General features: G+C 52.6%; 19 protein-coding genes and 1 pseudogene. All 20 read left to right on the top strand.

Annotated elements, in window-relative coordinates; translation table 11 throughout:
* Positions 1 to 41: 41 nt before the first annotated feature.
* The 20 genes and pseudogenes from JLG71_RS27175 to JLG71_RS27080 all read left to right on the top strand — a co-directional run bounded on the left by JLG71_RS27175 (position 42) and on the right by JLG71_RS27080 (position 21,316).
* Positions 42 to 632 (top strand): DapH/DapD/GlmU-related protein, encoded by a 591-nt coding sequence (locus JLG71_RS27175; RefSeq protein ID WP_032751746.1) that lies wholly within the window; start codon positions 42 to 44, stop codon positions 630 to 632.
* Between the two features lie 598 nt (positions 633 to 1,230).
* On the top strand, positions 1,231 to 1,926 hold the full coding sequence (locus JLG71_RS27170; protein ID WP_064378077.1) for a winged helix-turn-helix transcriptional regulator: 696 nt from the start codon (positions 1,231 to 1,233) through the stop codon (positions 1,924 to 1,926).
* Positions 1,927 to 2,251: 325 nt separating this feature from the next.
* Positions 2,252 to 2,818 (top strand): fimbrial protein, encoded by a 567-nt coding sequence (locus JLG71_RS27165; RefSeq protein WP_025106540.1) that lies wholly within the window; start codon positions 2,252 to 2,254, stop codon positions 2,816 to 2,818.
* Positions 2,819 to 2,889: 71 nt separating this feature from the next.
* The gene (locus JLG71_RS27160; RefSeq protein ID WP_014227395.1) at positions 2,890 to 3,447 is read left to right on the top strand and encodes a fimbrial protein; all 558 of its coding nucleotides are present in this window, start codon (positions 2,890 to 2,892) and stop codon (positions 3,445 to 3,447) included.
* Between the two features lie 46 nt (positions 3,448 to 3,493).
* Positions 3,494 to 4,231: a fimbria/pilus periplasmic chaperone gene (locus tag JLG71_RS27155; RefSeq protein ID WP_025106542.1), complete on the top strand. Its 738-nt coding sequence runs from the start codon at positions 3,494 to 3,496 to the stop codon at positions 4,229 to 4,231.
* Between the two features lie 19 nt (positions 4,232 to 4,250).
* A complete protein-coding gene (locus JLG71_RS27150) occupies positions 4,251 to 6,881 on the top strand; it encodes a fimbrial biogenesis usher protein (protein WP_200913915.1) in 2,631 nt (876 codons plus the stop codon).
* On the top strand, positions 6,881 to 7,951 hold the full coding sequence (locus JLG71_RS27145) for a fimbrial protein (protein ID WP_200913914.1): 1,071 nt from the start codon (positions 6,881 to 6,883) through the stop codon (positions 7,949 to 7,951). The genes JLG71_RS27150 and JLG71_RS27145 overlap by 1 nt, the downstream gene beginning before the upstream one ends.
* Before the next feature lie 83 nt (positions 7,952 to 8,034).
* A pseudogene (locus tag JLG71_RS27140) lies at positions 8,035 to 8,499 on the top strand (fimbrial protein); the annotation flags it as partial.
* Positions 8,499 to 9,014: a fimbrial protein gene (locus JLG71_RS27135; RefSeq protein ID WP_048263232.1), complete on the top strand. Its 516-nt coding sequence runs from the start codon at positions 8,499 to 8,501 to the stop codon at positions 9,012 to 9,014. The pseudogene JLG71_RS27140 and the gene JLG71_RS27135, both read left to right, overlap by 1 nt.
* A 7-nt stretch (positions 9,015 to 9,021) precedes the next feature.
* Positions 9,022 to 9,717, top strand: a complete 696-nt coding sequence (locus JLG71_RS27130; RefSeq protein ID WP_200913912.1) for a fimbrial biogenesis chaperone — start codon at positions 9,022 to 9,024, stop codon at positions 9,715 to 9,717.
* Between the two features lies 1 nt (position 9,718).
* On the top strand, positions 9,719 to 11,443 hold the full coding sequence (locus tag JLG71_RS27125) for a PglL family O-oligosaccharyltransferase (protein ID WP_227630947.1): 1,725 nt from the start codon (positions 9,719 to 9,721) through the stop codon (positions 11,441 to 11,443).
* Positions 11,444 to 11,613: 170 nt separating this feature from the next.
* On the top strand, positions 11,614 to 11,904 hold the full coding sequence (locus JLG71_RS27120) for a hypothetical protein (protein ID WP_025106549.1): 291 nt from the start codon (positions 11,614 to 11,616) through the stop codon (positions 11,902 to 11,904).
* A 199-nt stretch (positions 11,905 to 12,103) separates the two neighbouring features.
* Positions 12,104 to 12,961 carry a small-conductance mechanosensitive channel MscS gene (mscS, locus tag JLG71_RS27115; RefSeq protein WP_032751741.1) on the top strand — a complete coding sequence of 286 codons (858 nt, stop codon included), beginning with the start codon at positions 12,104 to 12,106 and terminating at the stop codon, positions 12,959 to 12,961.
* 37 nt (positions 12,962 to 12,998) lie between these two features.
* Positions 12,999 to 13,247, top strand: coding sequence for a YceK/YidQ family lipoprotein (locus JLG71_RS27110; protein WP_227630946.1), 249 nt, complete (start codon positions 12,999 to 13,001; stop codon positions 13,245 to 13,247).
* A gap of 31 nt (positions 13,248 to 13,278) precedes the next feature.
* On the top strand, positions 13,279 to 13,860 hold the full coding sequence (locus JLG71_RS27105) for a helix-turn-helix domain-containing protein (protein ID WP_032751739.1): 582 nt from the start codon (positions 13,279 to 13,281) through the stop codon (positions 13,858 to 13,860).
* Positions 13,861 to 14,183: 323 nt separating this feature from the next.
* Positions 14,184 to 15,194 (top strand): LacI family DNA-binding transcriptional regulator, encoded by a 1,011-nt coding sequence (locus JLG71_RS27100; protein WP_025106553.1) that lies wholly within the window; start codon positions 14,184 to 14,186, stop codon positions 15,192 to 15,194.
* 70 nt (positions 15,195 to 15,264) lie between these two features.
* Positions 15,265 to 16,686: a glycoside-pentoside-hexuronide (GPH):cation symporter gene (locus tag JLG71_RS27095; protein ID WP_032751738.1), complete on the top strand. Its 1,422-nt coding sequence runs from the start codon at positions 15,265 to 15,267 to the stop codon at positions 16,684 to 16,686.
* Positions 16,670 to 18,358 (top strand): glycoside hydrolase family 32 protein, encoded by a 1,689-nt coding sequence (locus tag JLG71_RS27090; protein ID WP_109241093.1) that lies wholly within the window; start codon positions 16,670 to 16,672, stop codon positions 18,356 to 18,358. The genes JLG71_RS27095 and JLG71_RS27090 overlap by 17 nt, the downstream gene beginning before the upstream one ends.
* A 59-nt stretch (positions 18,359 to 18,417) precedes the next feature.
* Positions 18,418 to 19,779, top strand: coding sequence for a NosD domain-containing protein (locus tag JLG71_RS27085; RefSeq protein WP_109241092.1), 1,362 nt, complete (start codon positions 18,418 to 18,420; stop codon positions 19,777 to 19,779).
* Positions 19,780 to 19,936: 157 nt separating this feature from the next.
* Positions 19,937 to 21,316, top strand: a complete 1,380-nt coding sequence (locus JLG71_RS27080; RefSeq protein WP_049079702.1) for a carbohydrate porin — start codon at positions 19,937 to 19,939, stop codon at positions 21,314 to 21,316.
* Positions 21,317 to 21,353: the final 37 nt, after the last annotated feature.

The raw sequence follows: 21,353 nt of genomic DNA, 5'->3' as shown, positions 1-21,353 counted from the left end.
AATTCACAAGGATGTGATTGATAAATGAGGAAATATTGACCATGGATATGAAGGAAAGAATGAACAGCGGCGAGCTTTATCTTGATTCAGGATATGGGTTACCGCAGCAGCGGCTGATGGGCAAGGCGCGAGCTTACGAATACAACCACTCGCACCCCTTTAATCAGGAATTAAGAAACGACATTATTCAGCGGATGTTCGCCGCCGTGGGCGAGCAGTGCTGGATAGAGCCTCCGATTCATGTGGCCTACGGCACCCACACCACCATTGGCGATAATTTTTACGCGAACTTCAACCTGACGCTGGTCGATGATGCCGACATTATCATCGGCAATAACGTGATGTTTGCGCCCAACGTGACCATTTCCACCGCCGGCCATCCGATTCATCCGGATCTGCGGCACACCCAGCAGCAGTTCTCTCAGCCGGTGGTGATTGAAGACGGCGTCTGGCTGGGCACCGGGGTGATTATCAACCCAGGCGTCACCATCGGAAAAAACTCGGTCATTGGCGCCGGCAGCGTGGTGAACCGTTCCATACCGGCGAACGTGGTCGCCGCTGGGGTCCCCTGCCGGGTATTAAGAGCGATCGCCGATAGCGATAAAGAGAAATTTCAGCTGTTTACAGCGTAAATTATCGCGGCGCCGGGCGGGCGCTTCATGCCCCCTCCCGGGTAGACGTCGCGCAATCTGCCTGCGGGGACGCATTTCCGCCGGGACATCATGATGCTTTTGCCTGACTATTCATTGCCCGGGTACTGCGCGCGTTACGCAGAATGCTTATTTCCCGTGAAAGTTAGCCCCTTCCACTATAATCAGACAAACGTTTGCCATCGTTATTTTTCGATTTTTTATTCATTTTCTGCGTCTTTTTTGGCGGAGGAGAGCACGCGTTAATATGGTTATTTACTGGCTTATTAATTATCATTTTAGCCATTATTTTTTATGATAATGTGATTTTTTATAGCATTTTTATGTGTTTTTTATGTGAATAAATTTATAGCTTATGGATGGCGAAAGTAATGGATTTCTCCCCGGTGAGCGTATTTTTTTCATGCAAAAAAAAGGGAAATGCTTTTGTCGATATATCACCAGGGGGAGCGGCAACTTAAAAATAGAACAATGAGTTTAACCTATTGAACTTAAAGGGTGTTTTAATTTTTTTTATTTCCTTTAAATTTGGTGCTAGTATTTTAATTGAGTAATGTCGCAGGCCAAAAATGAGATAAAAATGTTTATTATTGATGAAGATTTTGACCGTGGTGCCTTACGCTCCTTTGCGTTTGGCCGTAATACCCGGCCTTTGTTGGCGATCCAGCGTATTATGCAGGCGCTGCTGCCGGTTAGCACGCCGTTTGAGCTGCAGCCGGACGAGCGATTTGAATTTTGCGATACTGAAGATAACGCGAATATATTCCTCCTGCTCGAGGGAACCGGCGTGGTTTGCCATAGTGAAAATAATATGGCGATAACCACGCTATTTTCCCCCTCGGTACTGGGGCTGATTGATGGATATAGTACCTTTTACGACGTAGAGGCCAGGCCGAAGCACTTTTTCTCTGCGGAAACATCTTGCTCTGGTCAATTGGTTCCGCTTGCTAAGTTTGTGGAGATTATGGACGAGCAAAATCTCTGGCATGATATCGCCCGGATTCTGGCCCATCGGTTATTGGTAATGGCCATCCGCGAGAAGGAGTTTATTGGCGTGGAATCATTCATCATGATCCGGACGTTGATCCTGGAACTCGGCTCCTATCCTGAGGAATATCGCGAGCAGATTAACGTGCTCAATTTTATCCAGCGGCGCACCAATCTTTCCCGCAGCGGAATACTGTACGTCCTGTCTGAACTGCGCAAGGGGGAGTACATCAGCGTCCATCGAGGCGTGCTGAAGGGAATTAATAAACGAATTCCTATCGATTTTTAAATAACTTCATAACAGTATACTAACAACAACGCCTGTTTTTTAGACGCACCAGCTCTTTGCATTATTAACATCATGATTTTTATACGTAATTATCATTATTGACTTGCATCATTTTCGAATGTCCAGTTTTGGACGAAAAAATTGATTTAGATTAATAAAATTCTCTGTAAGAATTATTCCCAGGACAACACGGAGTGTCTTCTTATATTTAAACCGTCTTTTTTATCGCCGCGGGGAACGTTCCCTGGTAATTGCTTCGGCCATAAAAAAGTAAACGGTAATTAATGAGGGAATACAAAATCAATTTAATGTGTATGGATTAAAAATGAAAAAAGCATTTATGGTAAAAAGCGTCGTTCTGGCAATGGTTATGGCTGGCGGTATTTCTTCTGCGATGGCTGCTTTACCGACCAGCGGGTCTTCTTCCACCGTTCAGGGCGGCACCGTTGAGTTTAAAGGCTCTGTTGTCGATGCAGCCTGTGCGGTAACCGCAGACACCAGCAACCAGATTGTGAACATGGGTCAGGTTCGTCTGGCTGCCCTCACCGGTAAAGACTCCGTTGCTAACCAGAAAACCCCGTTCAGCATCAAGCTGGCTGACTGCGATACCACCGTCGCTTCTCAGGCGTCTGTGACCTTCGACGGCAACGCGGCGGCGGGCGAAGCTGGCGTGCTGGACAACACCTCTGGCGCGGGTAGCGCGGCAGGCGTCGGCATCCAGATTTATGACAAAGACGGCTCTGCGCTGGATCTGGGTACCGCGTCTCAGGCAGTTACGCTGATCGACGGCGACAACACCCTGAACTTCTCCGCTGACTACTACCAGACTGCGGATACCGCGACTGCCGGTAGCGTGGACACCACTGCCACGTTCAACGTGACTTACCAGTAAGGTCGCGTCAGTCATTTTCATTTAGGGATCCTGTGCCAGGGACGGCGGCTGTGTCATTGAAAGGAGTAGATATGAATTTCACTACACAACGGCTGAAGGCGTTTTCCCTCGCGGGGGCGTTTTTGTTTCCCGCTCTGGCACAGGCGGGCAACCACCACGTGGTAACGGTAAAGGGCGGCGACGTTGAGTTTCAGGGCGCCGTGGTCAATGCCGCCTGCGCGGTGGATGCCGGTAGCGAGGATTTAACCGTTGAGATGGGGCAGGTGCGCTCCAATGAATTTCATGGGCTGGGAAGCTGGACAGATCCGCAGGCGTTTACCATTACGCTGAAGGATTGCGATACCACGGTAAGCCAGCAAGTCAGCGTGGCCTTTCGCGGCCTGACGGATGGCAAAGATCCGGGGGTACTGGCGGTGACCGACGGTGCGCAGAGCGCGCAGGGCGTCGGGTTAGGCATTTTTGATAATCAGGGAAATCAAATTATCCCGAACACGCAGCCGATGAATTTTACCGCTATTCAGGACAATACGACCGTACTCAATTTTGTCGCCAAATATCGCGCGACCTCGAGAACCGTCGTGGCAGGGGATGCAAACGCACAAACCTGGTTCACGTTAACCTATTTGTAATTTCCTGATGCCGTCCGCGGCAAATCTTTATTGTGAAAGGCACTTTATGTCCGTTATTTCTTTTTCCCGCCTGTCTCTGGTTGCGCTGGCGTTAGCCGGTGCCGGTCTGGCCGCGCCCGCGGCGCAGGCGCAAACCGAAACCCAGGCGCACGCTGCGGCGAACGGCGGGGTATCATTAGGTTCCACCCGCGTCATCTATCCGCAGGGCAATAATCAGGTCTCACTGGCGGTGAATAATACCGACCCGAAGGCCACCTTTTTAATTCAGTCATGGGTGGAAAACGCCAGCGAAAGCAAAAGCAGCGATTTTGTCATCACCCCGCCGCTGTTTGTGATGAAGCCGCAGAAAGAAAATACGCTGCGCATTATGTACGTCGGGCCGAATAATCTGCCGGCGGATCGCGAAAGCCTCTATTGGGTGAACGTCAAAGCGATTCCCTCGGCGGCAAAAGACACCAAAGGGAAAAATACCCTGCAGATCGCGGTGCTGAGCCGGATTAAACTTTTTGTCCGCCCGAAAAATCTGCCGATGGCCTCGATCGATGCACCGGCGAAGCTGCGCTTCCACGAAAGCGGTAATACCCTGACGGTGAAAAATCCCACGCCCTATTATATGACGCTGGTACAGATTCACGCCGGTACCGCAACGTTACCGACGACAATGGTGGCGCCGATGTCGCAGGCGGATTTAAAACTGCCGGCGAACGCGCAGGGAAATATCACCTTCCAGACCATTAATGATTACGGGGCAAACTCGCCCGAACAGAAAGCCATAATAGAATAATAAACAGGTCGGCAAAATAATGACGTTAAAAATAAAATATATCACCCTCGCGGTGATGCAGGTTCTATTTGCCCGCCGTCGGGTATACCGTATTATTTTGCCGGCAACCTTATCGGCATTACCGTTATCCGCGCTGGCGGATAACTATTTTAACCCCGCATTCTTATCGGACGACCCTAACGCGGTGGCCGATCTTTCGCATTTTGAAAAGGGCGATAGCCAGGCTCCAGGTAAATATCACGTTGATATTTATCTGAATAAGCAGCTGGTCTCCACGGAAGACGTGAACTTTAAAGCGGCAAAAGGCGGCCAGGATGATACCGGGCTGGCGCCGTGCTTCACCACCGCGCGTCTGGAACAGATGGGGGTCAATACCAAAGCCTTCCCGGACCTGGCGAAGCTGGCGCCGGAGCAGTGCGTGCCCTTTGCCGCCATACCGGAATCCTCCACCGAGTTCGACTTTGAGCATCAGCAGCTGAACATCAGCGTGCCGCAGGCGGCGCTGAAGCAGAGCGCGCGCGGGTATATCCCCCCGGAAGAGTGGGACCAGGGGATCAACGCGCTGCTGCTGAACTATAACTTCACCGGCGGCAACAGCGGCGGTGATAGCAAAGAGGACAGCTACTATCTCAACCTGCAAAGCGGCCTGAACCTCGGCGCCTGGCGCCTGCGCGACTACTCCACCTGGAACTACACCAGCGGCGAGGGTGAAACGGAGAACAAGTGGGAGCATATCAGCACCTACGTCGAGCGTACGATTGCGCCGCTGAAGGCGGAGCTTACGCTCGGGGAAAGCTACACCCCGTCGGATGTTTTCGACAGCCTCGGCTTTCGCGGCGTCCAGATTGCCTCCGACGACAACATGCTGCCGGACAGCCTGAAGGGCTTTGCGCCGACGGTCCGCGGTATCGCGAAGAGCAACGCCAGGGTCACTATTAAGCAGAACGGCTACGTTATCTACCAGACCTACGTCTCGCCGGGCGCTTTCGCCATCAACGATCTCTACCCGACCTCGTCGAGCGGTGACCTGCAGGTGACGGTAAAAGAGAGCGACGGTAGCGAAAATACCTTTACCGTGCCGTACTCCGCGGTGCCGCTGCTGCAGCGCGAAGGACGACTGAAATACGCCCTGACTGCCGGTAAATACCGCAGCACCAACGACGATCAGGATGAGGTCAATTTTGCCCAGGGAACGGCAATCTACGGTTTGCCGCATGGCTTCACGCTGTACGGCGGTTCGCAGGTCAGCAACGACTACCACGCCTTCGCGCTGGGCGCCGGGCTGAACATGGGTGATTTCGGCGCGATCTCCGCCGATATCACCCAGGCCAACAGCACCCTCGCCGACGGTAGCCAGCACGACGGTCAGTCGGTGCGCTTCCTGTACGCCAAGGCGCTGAACGATCTCGGCACCAACTTCCAGCTGCTGGGCTACCGCTACTCGACGGAGGGGTTCTACACCCTTGACGAGACAGCGTATAAAAGCATGAGCGGCTATACCGGCGACAATGAGTGGAAGGATGAGGATCACGACGGCAAGCAGGATAAGCCGGTGTGGACCGATTACTACGATCTCTACTACACCAAAAAAGGCAAAGCGCAGCTCAATATCTCGCAGCAGGTCGGCAAAATCGGCTCGATTTTTGTCACCGGCTCCGAGCAGACCTACTGGCACACCGATGAGAAAGATCGCATGTTGCAGGTGGGCTATAACGGCAGCTGGAACGGCATCTCCTATAGCCTGACGTGGAACTATGACAAGTCGCCGGGGGAAGAGGAGGCGGATCAGATCTACGCCTTTAATATTTCGCTGCCGATTGGCCAGTGGCTCTCCAGCAACCATAGCGCGGATATCTACCGTTCGGCCAACACCACCAATATGAGCTTCGGCACCACCACCGACCAGCACGGTAAGACCACGGGCACTACCGGTATCAACGGGACGCTGCTGGCGGATAACAACCTGAGCTATAACGTGCAGGAGAGCGACGGCAACCACGGCACCAGCAACAGCGGCAACGCCAACATGAGCTATCAGGGCACCTACGGTAACCTGCAGGCGGGCTACAACTACAGCGACGGCTATCACCAGGTGAACTACGGGGTCAGCGGCGGCGTGGTGGTTCACCGCAACGGCGTAACCCTTAGCCAGCCGCTCGGCGACACCAATATTCTGGTGAAAGCGCCGGGGGCGGCCGGCGTCGAGCTGGAAAACGCCACCGGGGTGAAAACCGACTGGCGCGGCTACGCGGTGATCCCGTACGCCACCACCTATCGCCAGAACCGCGTGGCGCTGGATACCAACTCCATGGGGCAGAACGTCGATATTGAAGACGCGGTCACCAACGTGGTGCCGACCCAGGGGGCGCTGGTGCGCGCCGAATTTAACGCCCACGTCGGGGTGCGCGCGCTGATGACCCTGATGCATAACGGTAAGCCGGTGCCGTTCGGCGCCACGGTCAGCCAGAAGGCGGGCAACAGCACCATCGTCGGCGACGACGGCCAGGCGTACCTCGCCGGGCTGCCGCTGGGCGGCATGCTGGAAGTGCAGTGGGGCGAGGGCGCCGGACAGCACTGCATGGTGAAATATCAACTTCCGGAGAGCGCGAAGCAGCAGCCGGTGAATAAATTAAGTGAAAGGTGTCAGTGATGAAGTTATTGCCAAGGCGATTTTTATTAAGCGATATATCAAACATAGAAAACAAGTTAACTTTGTTGTTTTTGGTTTTTATTATATGTCCATATAGCGTTAATAGCTTTGCACAAGATATACATTGCACCACTACTGGTGGAAATTATATCGTGGATTTTAATACCCTCACCATTCCCTCAGGTGTTAAGGCCGGTTATAAATCCGAAAAAATCACGCCAAATCAAGGGGCAGGGCTGTGGGAATTAACTTGTCAACAAGACTCAGATGCTGATCGTGATGTGTATGTAACATTTTCGACAAATGAATCGCCAGTAAGTGGCTATACTAATGTGTATCCAACTAATGTGCCCGGTTGGGGGATATTATATAATTTTGCGGCAAATAGTGGGGGGGGGGCTTGTAATATTGGTTATGATCAACATATAGAAAACTCGAAGATGAATTTTACATGCCATTTATTGGCGGGGGATAATCTGCAGACTATATTTTCCTTAGGCGCATCTTATCAGTTCGTGAAACTGGCGGATTCAGCACCAGGAGGAGCGGTTAATTCTACTGCCGTCGTTTCATCATCGACTTCTTATAATAATCAAACGGGTTCAGATTCACAGAAAATAGTATACAGTGGAGCAGCAAATGGAACGATTATTGTGCCAGGAATCTGCACTATAAACTCTGGTAGTAATTTAAACGTTGATTTTGGAACTATTTTATCCGGATCTTTTAAAACTAAAGGTCAAATGCCTGATGGATTTACGCCCAAAAAGCTTAGTGTGCCTATCTCCTGTTCTGATTTGGACTCAGGGACTAAGCTGCATTTAAGTTTAGAAGGTACTGCTGCAAGCGATACATCAGCAATCAAAACAGATAATGCAGATGTTGGCGTCTCTATCACTGATGATTCTGGCAATATAGTTATTCCAAATAATGGTGCGATCCCATTTGAAATTGATGGCGATTTGAATTCACAAGTGTCATTCAATACATACCCTGTTAATGTTACAGGAAACACACCCGCTGAAGGGGTATTCCATGCTCAGGCATATCTTGTAGTTAACTTTGATTAAGGGTGGTTATGCGAAGGATATTTTACACTCTGTTTCTGTTTACTATTTCTATGAATGTAACATGGGCGGAAAATAGCTCGGTTAGCGGACAATTAGAAATTGATATGTCAGGGGAAATAGTGGCTGGAAGCTGTGATATCGATACCGACAGCCAGAACCAGACTATCCATATCGGCGATTTCAGCGCCGGGATATTTCAAAACGTCGGCGATACATCGCAATGGAAGCGGTTTGATATCAAGTTAAATAACTGCACCTCGGCCATCAGCCAGTCGACGGTAGCCTTTAAAGGTATCGCGGATGCTACTAGTCCTACACTGTTAGCCCTCTCCGATACCTCCGGCGGCGGCAATATGGCCAGCGGCGTGGCGATTGAGCTGCTGGACAGCAGTATGAACACCATTGCGATCAACAGTACCGATAACGCATACCCGATTACCCAGGGAAATAACGACCTGACGTTTCACCTGCGCTACAAGGCCACCGCGGTACCGGTCACGCCCGGCAACGCCTCTTCGGTACTCTATTTTGATGTGAGCTATCAATAATGAAAAAGACGATCCTGCTGTTATCGCTATCCGGCTTGTCCTGCTCAGCGCTGGCCCACGACGGCACCGTAAACATTACCGGCACGATCCAGGGAAACACCTGCACCGTGACCACCGATACCGCCAACCAGCAGGTGACCTTGGGCGACATTGCGGCGAAACAGTTTACCGCGGCCGGCAGCGCCTCCCAGCCGATAGCGTTCACCATCGGGCTGGAAAACTGCGGCAGCGCGGCGTCGGCGGTCTCATTAACCTTTACCGGCGAGGCGGATACGACCAACAGCGCCCTGCTGGCGTTAACCAGCCAGGCGGGCAGCGCCGCGGGCGTCGGGGTGGCGATCTTAGACAGCCAGCGTACGCTGGTGCCGCTGAACAGCGCCAGCAGGCAATATACGCTCGACCCGCAGCAAACCAGCCAGAACCTCACCTTTTACGGTGAGATGGTAGCGACGAGCAGCCCGGTTACCGCCGGCAGCGTTGACGCCACGACCACCTTTAGCCTGACCTATCAGTAGCCTGTCCATGTTGAGAAAAATCGCTGTACTGCTGGCGCTCAGCGCCTTATCCCTTCAGGCGCAGGCGGGCGTGGTCATCGGGGGAACCCGCTTTATTTATAATGAGGGTAAGCCATCGATATCGTTCCGGGTGATCAATCAATCTCCCTCGCGCTACTTGATTCTGAGCAAAATTGTTGCCGATGGCGACCCGCAGGCGGCGGTACCCTTTGTGGCGACGCCGCCGGTCTTTGCGCTAAACGGCCATAAAGAAAATGAAATTCGCGTGATGTACACCAGCGGCCAGCTGCCGGCGGACCGCGAAAGTCTGTTTTGGGTCACGGTGGCCAATATCCCTCAGGCCGACAGTCAGCAGCAGAATACCCTGCAGATTGCGGTGCGCAGCCGCATGAAGCTGTTCTATCGCCCGAAAGGCGTACAAGGGGATTCACAGCAGGCTTATCGCCAGCTGACCTGGCGGCGCCAGGGTAAAACGGTAACGGTGCAGAACCCGACGCCGTTTTACGTCACGCTGCTGAATATGCAGGCCAACGGCCAGAGTATCGCCGGGGCCGGGATGGTCGCGCCGCTTTCCAGCCGCTCGGTGGCGTGGTGTCCGGCGCAGGGCGGCTGCGCGCTGCAGTGGCAGACCCTTAACGACTATGGTCGGGCCATGCCGGCCATGCGTATTTCGCCCGATGCGCAGGCCAGGAAGGGGCAATAAGATGCACGCAGAACTCAGGGGAGCGCCGGAAACGGCGGCCTCCCGCTGGCTCCTTATGATGCTGGCGCTGATCCTGCTTGGCGTCATGCATATTGTCCTGCCCAGCACCGGCGGCAGCGGCGCCGATTTACCGGAACCGCTGCTGGTCTGGGGCGTGCTGCTGGTCGCTATGGTCGGCTGCGCCTGGTTTTTGCGGCATCAGAGACTGCGCAGCAGCCCGTTCCTGCGCGGCATGGCGCTGGCGGCGTTACTGCTGACGCTGCCCCTGCTCTGGAGCCCCTCCGTCGACTGGCGGCTGGACGCCTTCCCGCGCCTGGCGGGCCTGTGGGCGGGCGTGGCGTTTTATTATCTGCTGCTGAACTGTCGGCTCACGCCGCGTCAGCAGCAGACCGTACTGTGGCTGATCGTCGCCGCCACTCTGATTCAGGCGGTTTATGCGCTGGTGGGTATCGGTCATCCGGCGTGGCTGCCGCTGCCGGCGCAGGCGGCGCAGCGCCAGGCCGGACAGTTCGCGATCGGCGTTTTTCTGCAACGCAACGTCACCGGTTCCTTTATTGCCACCGGCGCCGCGGTGCTGCTGTGGCTGACGGTCGACGTCCGCTTTGTCTGCCGCAGCGTCGCGAGGGAGAGATATCGTCAGTGGGGAAGCGCGCTCGGGCTCGGGCTGCTCTACGCCACGCTGACCCTGCTGAAATCCCGCACCGGATGGCTGGGCGGCGTGGTCTGCTGGCTGATGATGGTGACCATTTTTTGCTTCTCGCCGTTACGCCGCTCCGCCGCGCGCGGGGCATGCTGGCGTGTCGTACTGGCGCCGGTGGCCGGCGTACTGCTGGGGCTTGCCCTGCTATCGGTCTCGTTACTCAACGCCCTGCATGAACATGACGGCTCGAATCTTGAGCGGGTTTTTATTCTGCAGCAGACCTGGAACATGATACTGCAGCATCCGATCGTCGGCTGGGGCTACGGGGGATACGCCTGGTCCTTTGCCCATTTCGTGGCCGATAGCGTCCCGCCGTTGTCCCGTCGGGTCCCGGGGTTAACCTATCCGCATAATGACCTGCTGTTCTGGTGGGTCGAGGGCGGAGCGGTCGCCCTGCTCGGGCTGCTGGTGCTGGGCGTTAGCGGATTCTGGCTACTGCTGCGCCGCCCCGGCGTACGGCAGCTGGCGCTGCTGGCCTGCCTGATGCCCATTTTGCTGCACACGCAGCTGGAGTATCCGCTGTATCAATCGCCGGTGCACTGGTTGCTCGTTCTTATCCTGGTTAACCTGGCCGATCGCTGTCCATCCGGCGAACAGGCGCCGCTGCCCGCATTCACCGCGCCCTCCACGCGGCCGGTACCCTGCGCGCTGATGATCCTGGCCTGCTACGGCGCGCTGCTCACCGGCTGCGCCTTCTGGCAGGGGCACTACCTGACCGCTTTTCAGCAGTCGCCGCAGCGTTTTGCCAGCCGCGTACTGCGGCTGCATGACATCGGCATCGGCAGCGAAAGGCTGCGTAAAGATCGGGCGCTCAGCTATATCATCCGCTATCAGTCGAGCGCTAACGTCGAGGACCTGGAGGCTTTCAACCAGCTCGGCAGGCGCTGGATTGCGGTGTGGAACGACGCCGATATGTACAACAATCTTATTAACGTCGAGCGGTATCTTGGGCAACAGAAAAACGCCCGGGCTTTGCGCGAGGAGGCCCGGCGGCTCTATCCTGAGGACCGGCGTTTTTCATCGTAGTGCCGATGCCGGTTATGGCCGCGGGCTCAGCGTCGCAGAGGCAGCTGAGCCTTTTTACGTATATTGCGGGTCGGGGCTAAAAAAGCATTGATCGAATATAATTAGCAGTGTAATTATCTCCTGTGGTTTGAAATTGATTTCAAAAATGCCCAACACAGGAGTGTTACCCCATGGACGCACGTAAATGCACTGCCGCAGCGGCTTTACTTCTCGCCTGCACTTCTTCTTTCTGCTACGCCGGCCATACCGGAAAAGTCCGCTTCATTGGCACCGTTGTGGAGTCGGGATGCTGGAACAAGCCCGGTCAAAATGAATTATTCTGCTATCGCGATAAGACCGTTTCTCATTATTCCGCGGCGCACGTCAGCAGCGTTTCGCTGGATGTCAGTAATGCCGTGGTGCAAAAAACATTTCTTGATAAACAAAAGCAGCTGGAACAGTTAACGATTAATTACTATTAAGTTTAATGACATTTAAATATCTTCAGCTCATCGGGTTGAAGATATTTATCTCATCTCAAAATTAAGATGTTAGCAAGAAATTACATAATTTTATTATTCTTACAATCTACGATCGTTTTATTACCGCGAGTTGATTGAATCCCCACATATTCCTCTATACTATTCCTCATATATTTTACGCAGAAAAGATATAATATATATGGCTAAGGTGGTTTTGTTTCCGGAGATCTCTTCTTCGCTGGAATGGTTAAAAGGGCATGGTGATACAATTCTTCAGTATGGCTGGAACGTGATTGCCGCTTGTATTCTCTTTTTTATCGGCCGGGTTGTCTCAACCTTATTATCTAAAGGTATCGAGAAAATACTTCTGCGGCGCAGGGTAGATATTACGGTTGTCCATTTCTTTGCCGCCCTGGTGCGCTATATCACGCTGGCGTTTGCGGCCATCGCCGCGCTTGGCCGTTTAGGTATAGAAACGTCCTCAATTATTGCGGTCATCGGCGCGGCGGGGCTGGCGGTGGGGCTTGCGCTGCAGGGATCGCTATCAAACTTTGCCGCTGGCGTACTGTTAGTCACGCTACGTCCTTTCCGGGCCGGAAACCTGGTGCAGATCGGCGCCATTACCGGAGTGGTGGAAACCGTACATATATTTTCCACCACCTTACTCACCGCGGATAATAAAGACGTGGTGATCCCGAACGGCAAAATTATCGCCGACAGTATCGTTAACTATTCGCGCCATCCCTTCCGGCGTATCGATTTGATGATTAGCGTCGGCTACGATAGCCGAATTGCGGAAGTGAAGCGCGTTATTCTGGCGGTCATCGATGCTGACAAACGCATCGATCGGCAGCGTGATACCACCGTTCGTCTGGCCGAACTTGGCGCCTCTTCACTTAATTTTACCGTGCGCGTGTGGGTGAAAAACACCCACTACTGGGATACCTATTACGATCTGCTGGAGAATATTAAAGAGGCGCTGGACGAACATCATATTGCGATTCCTTATCCGCAGATGGATATTCGCGTCGCCGGCACGGTACCGACGTTATCCTGATGGCTGAGATGATATGAATGCGAAAGCGATGGGTTGTATGGCTGTCTGTTTCCTGCTGACGGGCTGCGGCAGCGTCATGGGAAGAACCTCTCTGGCGGAGGGCGAAACGTGGTATCCAGGGGTTAAAACGGATATCGCGGTGATCCGCGGTGACAGCGAGTATGATTATAATTATCTTCAGGGGACATTATGGACTCTGGATACGCCGCTGTCGTTTATTGGTGATATGCTGATGCTGCCGATTGATTATTTTCACGGCCCGTGGTCAATTCACTCCGGAAAATAAAAAATATATTATAAAATGGTGTTAATTCATTATGAGTTCTATTTTAGATGTGGCCGTAATGTCCCCGAATCGCTATTTCTGTCTGGGGCTAAGTAGCCTGCAAGAACAAAAGTCACTGACCGCCATTCGGCTGCACTTTTGTCATGATCTGAAAAGCTTAAAAACGCTAATGGAGAGCATTGCGCTCTCCGGCGTGCTAATGGAAACGTTTGGTGAAGGAGAAAACATCTACGATGCGTTTGTTTTTGGCGATTATCTAAAAAGGCAGGCCAGAGACATCGCCGTGTTTGTTTTCCGCTCATTCTGGAGCAGCCTTTCCGATTTGCCGCACTATGCGCGCTATCATGTTTCCTCAACTGAAGATGAAATATGGCAATATTTTACACTGATACTGAAGGGCTACCATTGTAATAATTATATCTCCCGCTGGGAGGCCCTGCTGACCCATAAAGAGTATCAAGTTATCAGGATGCTGTGCTGCGGAAAGCAGTATCATCACATAGGGAAATCACTGGGTATTACGATTAAAACCGTGAGCACGCATAAAATCAAAGCGCTGAAAAAACTCGGCGCGCCCAGCATGTCATCTTTAATTCTACAATTTAAACGCTAATGGTCGCGCGCCACAGGCTGCCGTGGCCAGGCGTTCATAGGCCATCCCCGGATCCCCGCATGCTGCGTATTTATCGCGCCAGCCAACGCCATCCCGCAGCAATAGCATAATCTCTTATTCTCCCTTCCTGTATTCTGCTTTCCTGTTGATGGTGTCCGTAATATATTCTCGCCAGGTTTTAATAAAAACCCCTAATAGGGTGATGAATTTGCGAAGGCTAAACGTGATTCCATGTAACAAAGCAACATGTGAACTGGCTTACATTTTCAACCGCGCTCGCCATTTATAGTGAGCGCCAGTGTTAGGGGGCGTATTCAATCATCATGGCATCCATTAAAGACGTAGCGAAAAGAGCTGGGGTCTCGACGGCGACCGTGTCGCGAGTGCTCAACAATCATCCCAGCGTCGTGCCGGAAACGCGGCAGGCGGTGCGTGATGCGATGGATTATCTCTGCTATGTCCCCAGCAAGAGTTCGTTTCAGCTTAGCGGGAAATGTTCAGGGCTGATTGGTGTGGTTTTGCCTAATCTGGTGAATCCTCACTTCTGCGAACTGTTGGCGACGGTGGAAGAAGAGGCCCGGTATATCGGCAAATCGGTGATCGTTAAAACGCATCAGAATCAGCCGCAGCAGGATAAACATATTATTCAGACCTTAGTGGGGATGGGCATTGACAGCTTGCTATGGGTGCCGACAGAAGCAGAAGCCGAACTTTCAGAATGGTTAAGCATTACCCGGATCCCGGTCGCCGTTGTCACCCAGGTGTCCCGGTTCTTCAATTCCGTATCGATTAACCAGGATCGGGGGGCGGAAAGTATTGCGGAACATTTTATTCATACGGGCCATCTTTCATTTGGCTTTGTTGCCCAGGAAGGGGTGGATAGCCGCAAGGTCTCGTCGTACAGCAAAAAAATAGCGAGTCACGGTTTAAAGCTTGCTAGAGATAATTCGTTCTGGATAGCCAAAGGCGAGGGTGAAAAGATATCAGGCCATATTAGTATTCTTGATGACATTATCGAGAAACTCAGCGAGCCGACGCGAACCTGTACATGTCTGTTAGTGTATAACGATATTGCGGCAAACTATATTATCGATGGGCTAAAAGAAAAGGGCATCTCCGTTCCTGAAGATATTGCAATTGCCAGCTTTGATAATACCCTGCTGGCGCAAACTAAAAAAATCACCAGCGTTGCACAGCCGGTAAATGAAATTGCTCACCTCGCGTTTCAGATGGTGAAACATCAACAGCAGCCGGACAGTATTGAAATGCACGAAATTGTCTCGCGGTTAATTATTCGTGAGAGCAGCGTAAAAATTAATATTACTTCCCTGTAAGGGATTTATGTTTAGAAATGGCGCGACATTTGGCGCCATGGGCTCCTTTTAACAAAAAATAGGTATATTTATGTCTGCTACCGCAATGGAAAAGCCAAGCGCTTATGAAAAGCTGGGGCTGAGGGAGAAGATCGGCTACGGCATGGGTGACGCTGGTTCAGGAATGATATGGAGCGTACTGGCCCTCTATCTTACGTGGTTTTATACCGATGTATATGGCCTGAACGCCGGGGTGGTGGGCACATTATTCCTGGTTATCCGCATCTTTGACGCTTTTAGCGATCCGCTGATGGGGGCCATCTGCGACCGCACCGTGACGCGCTGGGGAAAATTCCGTCCATGGATATTATGGATGGCGTTTCCGTTTGGTCTGGGCGCGGTACTGATGTTCACGACCCCAGAACTGAGCATGAACGGTAAGATTATCTATGCCTGGGTTACCTATCTGGTCATGTCGCTGATTTATACCGCGATTAATATTCCCTATTGCTCGGTCGGCGGCGTCATTACGCTCAATCAGAAAGAGCGCATGGGCTGCCTGTCGTGGCGCTTTTTCCTTAATGGCCTGGCAACATTAATTATCTCCTCCTCTATTCTGCCGTTAACGGACTGGCTGGGTAACGGCGACCGCGCCTCAGGTTTCCAGCTAACCATGATCATTATGGGCGGTGCGGCAACGCTGATGTTCCTGTTCTGCTTTTCCAGCATTAAAGAGCGGGTGGTGTCGGTTAAGCAAAACGAGTCGTTGAAGAAAGACCTGCGGGATATTATCAAAAACGATCAGTGGCTCTTGATGATCACTATTACCTTCCTGAACGTTTTCCCGGCATTTATCCGCGGCGGCGTCACTATCTATTATGCTACTTACGTCATGAAAGAGTCGGTCGGGTTTATTACCTTCTTTATGGCGCTGGGCGTGGCCTGTAATATGCTGGGCAGCGTGCTTGCCAAACCGCTGACCGATCGTTTTGATAAGCTGGCGCTGTTCCGCATTATTAATATTATTCTCGGCATTCTCTCATTTGCGCTGTGGTTTGTTGATCCGCAATCCCTGACCCCGCTGATGACGCTATTCATCATTATTAACGTTCTGCATTTAATTCAGTCTGGCCCCATTCTGTGGGCAATGATGTCCGATGTCGATGACTACGGCGACTGGAAATTTGGTAAACGCCTGACCGGCATCTCCTTCGCGGGAAACCTGTTTATGCTCAAAATGGGGCTGGCGGTCGCCGGCGCTATCGTCGCCTGGATTCTGGCGTTTACCGGCTATGTCGCGAATGAGCCGCAGCAAAATTCGCAGACCATTCAAGGCATTATCATGATGTTTTCACTGCTGCCGATGGTGAGTTATTTCATCAGCGCGTATCTGGTGCGCTACTTCAAGCTGAATAATGCGTTCCTTGAGAAAATCAAAACGGATCTTGCAAAACGTGAGCTGGAAAAAGGTCGCGGTCAACCACAGGAGGTTCAGGATGTCCCTGTCATTTAATATTAAACAAGGTCAGCGCATTGATTTGTGGCTGAAAGCGTCCGAACCGGCGGCGCAACCCCTGTTTTCTATTCGCGTGAACGGTCAGGTTGTATTTAAGATTCAGGAGGCGCCGCGCTACTTCCAGTATTTTACCTGGACCTCGTTTCAGGACGGCGTTGCCACCCTGGAGTGGCTGCCGGAATATAGCGAGATATCGCTTTGTTACACCTGGCATCCGGATTCACTGCGCGCGCGCGGCGTTACCTTTATCGCGACAGCCGGGCAGGATTTGCGCCTGATGAGTGGTCAGGATATTGCTGACGAGTATCTGCGGGAGCCGCTGCGTCCGGCATTGCATTTCTCGCCCCGTACCGGCTGGATGAACGACCCTAACGGGCTGCACTACAAGAACGGCGAGTGGCATCTGTTTTACCAGTATCATCCGCACTCCAGCCAATGGGGCCCAATGCACTGGAATCATGCGGTGAGCCGCGATCTGTATCACTGGCGGCATTATCCGGTTTTCCTCCAGCCAGAGCAGAATCTTTCGGCGCTGGGCGCGACGGGCGGCGCGTTTTCCGGCAGCGCGTATATTGATAAACAAGGAAAAACCCGCTTCTGGTATACCGAACGGCTCCCAGCTTACGATCTGTATCGCGGCTACCGGGAAGTGCAGAAAATGGCCGTTGCGCACGACGACTACGATAAGCCGGAATGGGTGAAAACCGTCTTAACCGACCTGCCTGCGGGCGTGGACTGCGATTTCCGCGATCCAAAAGTGTGGTACGAAGAGGCCGATGCCACTTTTTATATGATCCTCGGCGCGTCGGTAAACGGCGATCCGGCGATGCTGCTCTTTCACTCTGCGGATAGTGAACGCTGGACGTTCCATCATGTGCTGTATGTCGCTCCCGGCTATTTTCGCGAAAACGGCGGTCGCTGCGTCGAATGCCCGGATTTCTTCTGCCTGGATGGCGTATGGGTATTAATTATCGGCGTCGTTGGCTATACGGAGCCGACAACCGGGCGGCATAATTTGCTTTTTGCCCAGACCGGTACTTTCCGGAACGGCTATTTCACGCCGTCCGAGCAGCCGCTACAGACTTTAGATTTCGGTACGGATTTCTACGCCCTGCAAACCTGGGGCGAGGACGACCGAAGAATCGGCTTTGCCTGGTTATATAACTGGGCGACCCAGAAACCGGTGGATTCCGCTTACTCGGGGGAAATGTCGCTCCCGCGTCGCTTTCATCTCAATGCGCAGCAGCGGCTATGCATGATGCCGGAGCTGCCGCCGGAATCATTGGTCGTCAGCCGCCATGCGCTGGATGACGGTGATATCTGGGTTAATGAGAAAGGCTGTAAAGCCGGCATTGTAACCTTTATGCCTGCCGGTGGTTTCCGTTTGACGTTAACGGGCGATAACGGCCAGCAAATCATCCTCGAACAGGAGGGTAAAAATCTGACGCTATATGAAAAAGGCCGGGACGATGGGCGTTACCGCGCGCCGGTGGCCGGCGTCAGCGACGTCACCCTGTGTTTTGATGCCGGGATTGTTGAGGTCTTCGCAAATCAGGGCAGCGTATGCGGTACGCGACGCTATTACTCATGCAGTCAGCTCACCCGGATCCAGCTCTCCGGCGCGCCGGCACAGCTTACGCAATATCGCTCGACGTATTCGCAGGAATAAGCAAAGTCAAATTTAAGCGTTGATGTTCGATTTCTTATTATCATTAGAGGCGGTTTTTCATGGTACGTAAAAATTATTATGATGTTACGCAGTGGCACGTCGGCAACCCGTATGAGGATATTGGCGAAGTCATTAACAGTATTCTCGCCGATATTAAATCGCGACAAACTGAAACCGATATTAACGACGGGGGTAAACCGGGCGCCGCGATTTATATTCCGCCCGGCGATTATCATCTGAAGACGCAGGTCTTAATTGATATCAGTTATTTAAAAATTATGGGTTCCGGGCATGGTTTTGTCTCCTCGAGCATTCGCTTTAATACGCCGGCGGACGAGTGGGCGAATTTGCACGATATATGGCCGGGCGGGAGCCGTATCCTGGTCGATCTCTGCCCGCAGCCCGGCGATGAAGAACACGCTGGCGCTGCATTTTACGTGAAACGCAGCGGGGCGCCGCGTATCAGTTCGGTGGCGTTCGAAAACTTCTGTATCGATGGTCTGCACTTTGTTGATGATGGGCTGGGAAACAACGACCCGGAAAATAGCTATACGAACGGCAAAACCGGGATTTATATCGCCAGCGCGCAGGACGCTTTCCGCATTACCGGGATGGGATTTATCTATCTGGAGCATGGCCTCACCGCGTACAATAGCGATGCAATGGCGATCCATAATAACTTTATCGCCGAATGCGGTAACTGTATCGAGCTGCGTGGCGCCGGGCAGGCTTCAAAAATAACCGATAACCTGATTGGCGCGGGCTATAAAGGCTATTCTATTTACGCGCAAAACTTCGGGGGGTTATTGATTTCTACCAACAATATTTTCCCCCGTGGCGCAAGCAGCGTGCACTTATCGGGCGTGGTCCGCTCTAGTATCACCAGCAATCGATTCCATTCATTTTATCCGGGAATGCTCGTTCTCGAGAACAACTGTGCGGAGAATCTGATCTCGGCAAACCATTTCTTGCGCGATCGTGAACCCTGGCCGCCGATGCAGGCCTATGACAACGGCCTGGATGATGCCTATGGCTTGCTGCATATAAACGGCAGTAATAATTCGGTTATTGCTAATCATATTTCCGAAACGATTGATGTCCAGTATCTCAAGCCGCAGGGAATAAAACCGGTCATCATCCGCCTTGTTTCCGGCAAAGGGAATTATATTGCGAATAACCATATCGTGGCGACCACGGAGACGTCAGCGGCGCAGGCGCAGCCCTCCGAAGAGGATGCCTGCTTTGCGGCGCAGGTCAGCGCTTTGCTGACGACGGCCAGGTTAAAAGAACTCGATGCGGTCGCCGTGCAGGTAGAAAAAGAATCCGCGCAAAACACGATACTTGATAGCGGCAGTGACGCACAGGTGGTCATAGACCGAGCGCGTAATGCCTTCAGGGCGACACCGGTTGCTGGAAATTAATATTCACTCTGTTTGTTAATCCGTATAGCGAATGACGTTATTTAAGGAGGCAGATTACACGTTATTTCATTCATTCTTCTGCTAAATAAAAATCAAAATATAAAAGGTGAATATTTTTATTCACCTTATCCCACCTTTTACCTCTGGGAAAATAAAAATGAATAAAACAACATTATCAATAGCGCTAGGCTTGTGTTTAATTACGGGATCGGCGGTCGGGAAAAATAATCAACTGACGCTGGAACAACGAATGGAACAGCTTGAAGCGCGGCTTGCCGCCGCGGAAAGCCGGGCGACGGTAGCGGAAGGCCAGGTGCGGGATTTACAGGCGAAGCAGAATGCCGCTATTCAGGCGGCGCAAACCCGTGTGCCGGTAAACAGCGCGGCGGCAACCGCGGAGAGTAAAAAGAATCTTAGCGTCCCGGAGCTGAAATTATCCGGCTATGGCGATCTGAAAATCTACGGCGACGTGGAGTTCAACATGGACGCGGAAAGCAAACACGGCCTGCTGGCGATGACCAACGCCGATGTCGGCAGCGATCCCACCTACGATAAGTGGGATTTAAACGGCCGTATCCTGCTCGGCTTCGACGGTATCCGCAAAACGGATAACGGCTATTTTGCCGGTTTCTCTGTCCAGCCGCTGGCGGATATGACCGGCTCGATGAACCTCGACGACGCGGTTTTCTTCTTTGGTCAGGAGAACGACTGGAAGGTGAAAGTGGGGCGCTTTGAAGCGTACGATATGTTCCCGCTGAATCAGGACACCTTCGTCGAGCACTCCGGTAATACCGCCAACGACCTCTACAGCGACGGCCATGGCTATATCTATATGATGAAAGAGGGTCGCGGCCGCTCTGACGCAGGCGGCAACTTCCTGCTGAGCAAGCAGCTTGATAACTGGTATTTTGAGCTCAACACCCTGCTGGAAGACGGTACGTCGCTGTACGACAACGATGGCTACCATGGTCGCGATATGGAGCAGAAAAAGAACGTCGCCTATTTGCGCCCGGTGGTGTCATGGGCGAAAGACGAATTTTCCGTTGCCGCGGCCATGGAAGCGAACGTGGTGCAGAACGCCTACGGCTATAAAGATGCCCAGGGCAACTTTATCGATCAGTCGGGGCGCACCGGCTATGGCCTGACCATGACCTGGAACGGCCTGAAGCGCGACCCGGAGGACGGGGTGGTGGTGAATCTGAACACCGCTTATATGGACGCCAGCAACGAACAGGATTTGACCGCCGGGGTGAACGCGCTGTGGCGGCGCTTCGAGCTGGGATATATCTACGCGCATAACAAAATCAGCGATTATGCCGGGGTGATTTGCGATAACGACTGCTGGATTAAGGATGAAGGCACCTACAATATTCATACCTTCCACGCGTCGTATCAAATTCCGAACGTGATGAATATGCAGAACTTTAATATCTATCTCGGCGCCTATTACTCCATTCTCGACAGCGACGAGAAGCTGAGCCAGGGGGATGATGACGATCGCTACGGCGCGCGGGTGCGCTTTAAGTACTTCTTCTAAGCGCTTGAAACGGCTGCCCCGCTCAGCACAACGGGGC

Source organism: Klebsiella michiganensis, from assembly GCF_015139575.1.
Taxonomy (GTDB): Bacteria; Pseudomonadota; Gammaproteobacteria; order Enterobacterales; family Enterobacteriaceae; genus Klebsiella; species Klebsiella michiganensis.
Note: the sequence above shows the minus strand (reverse complement) of the source record. Positions and strands in the feature narration are given on the sequence as shown.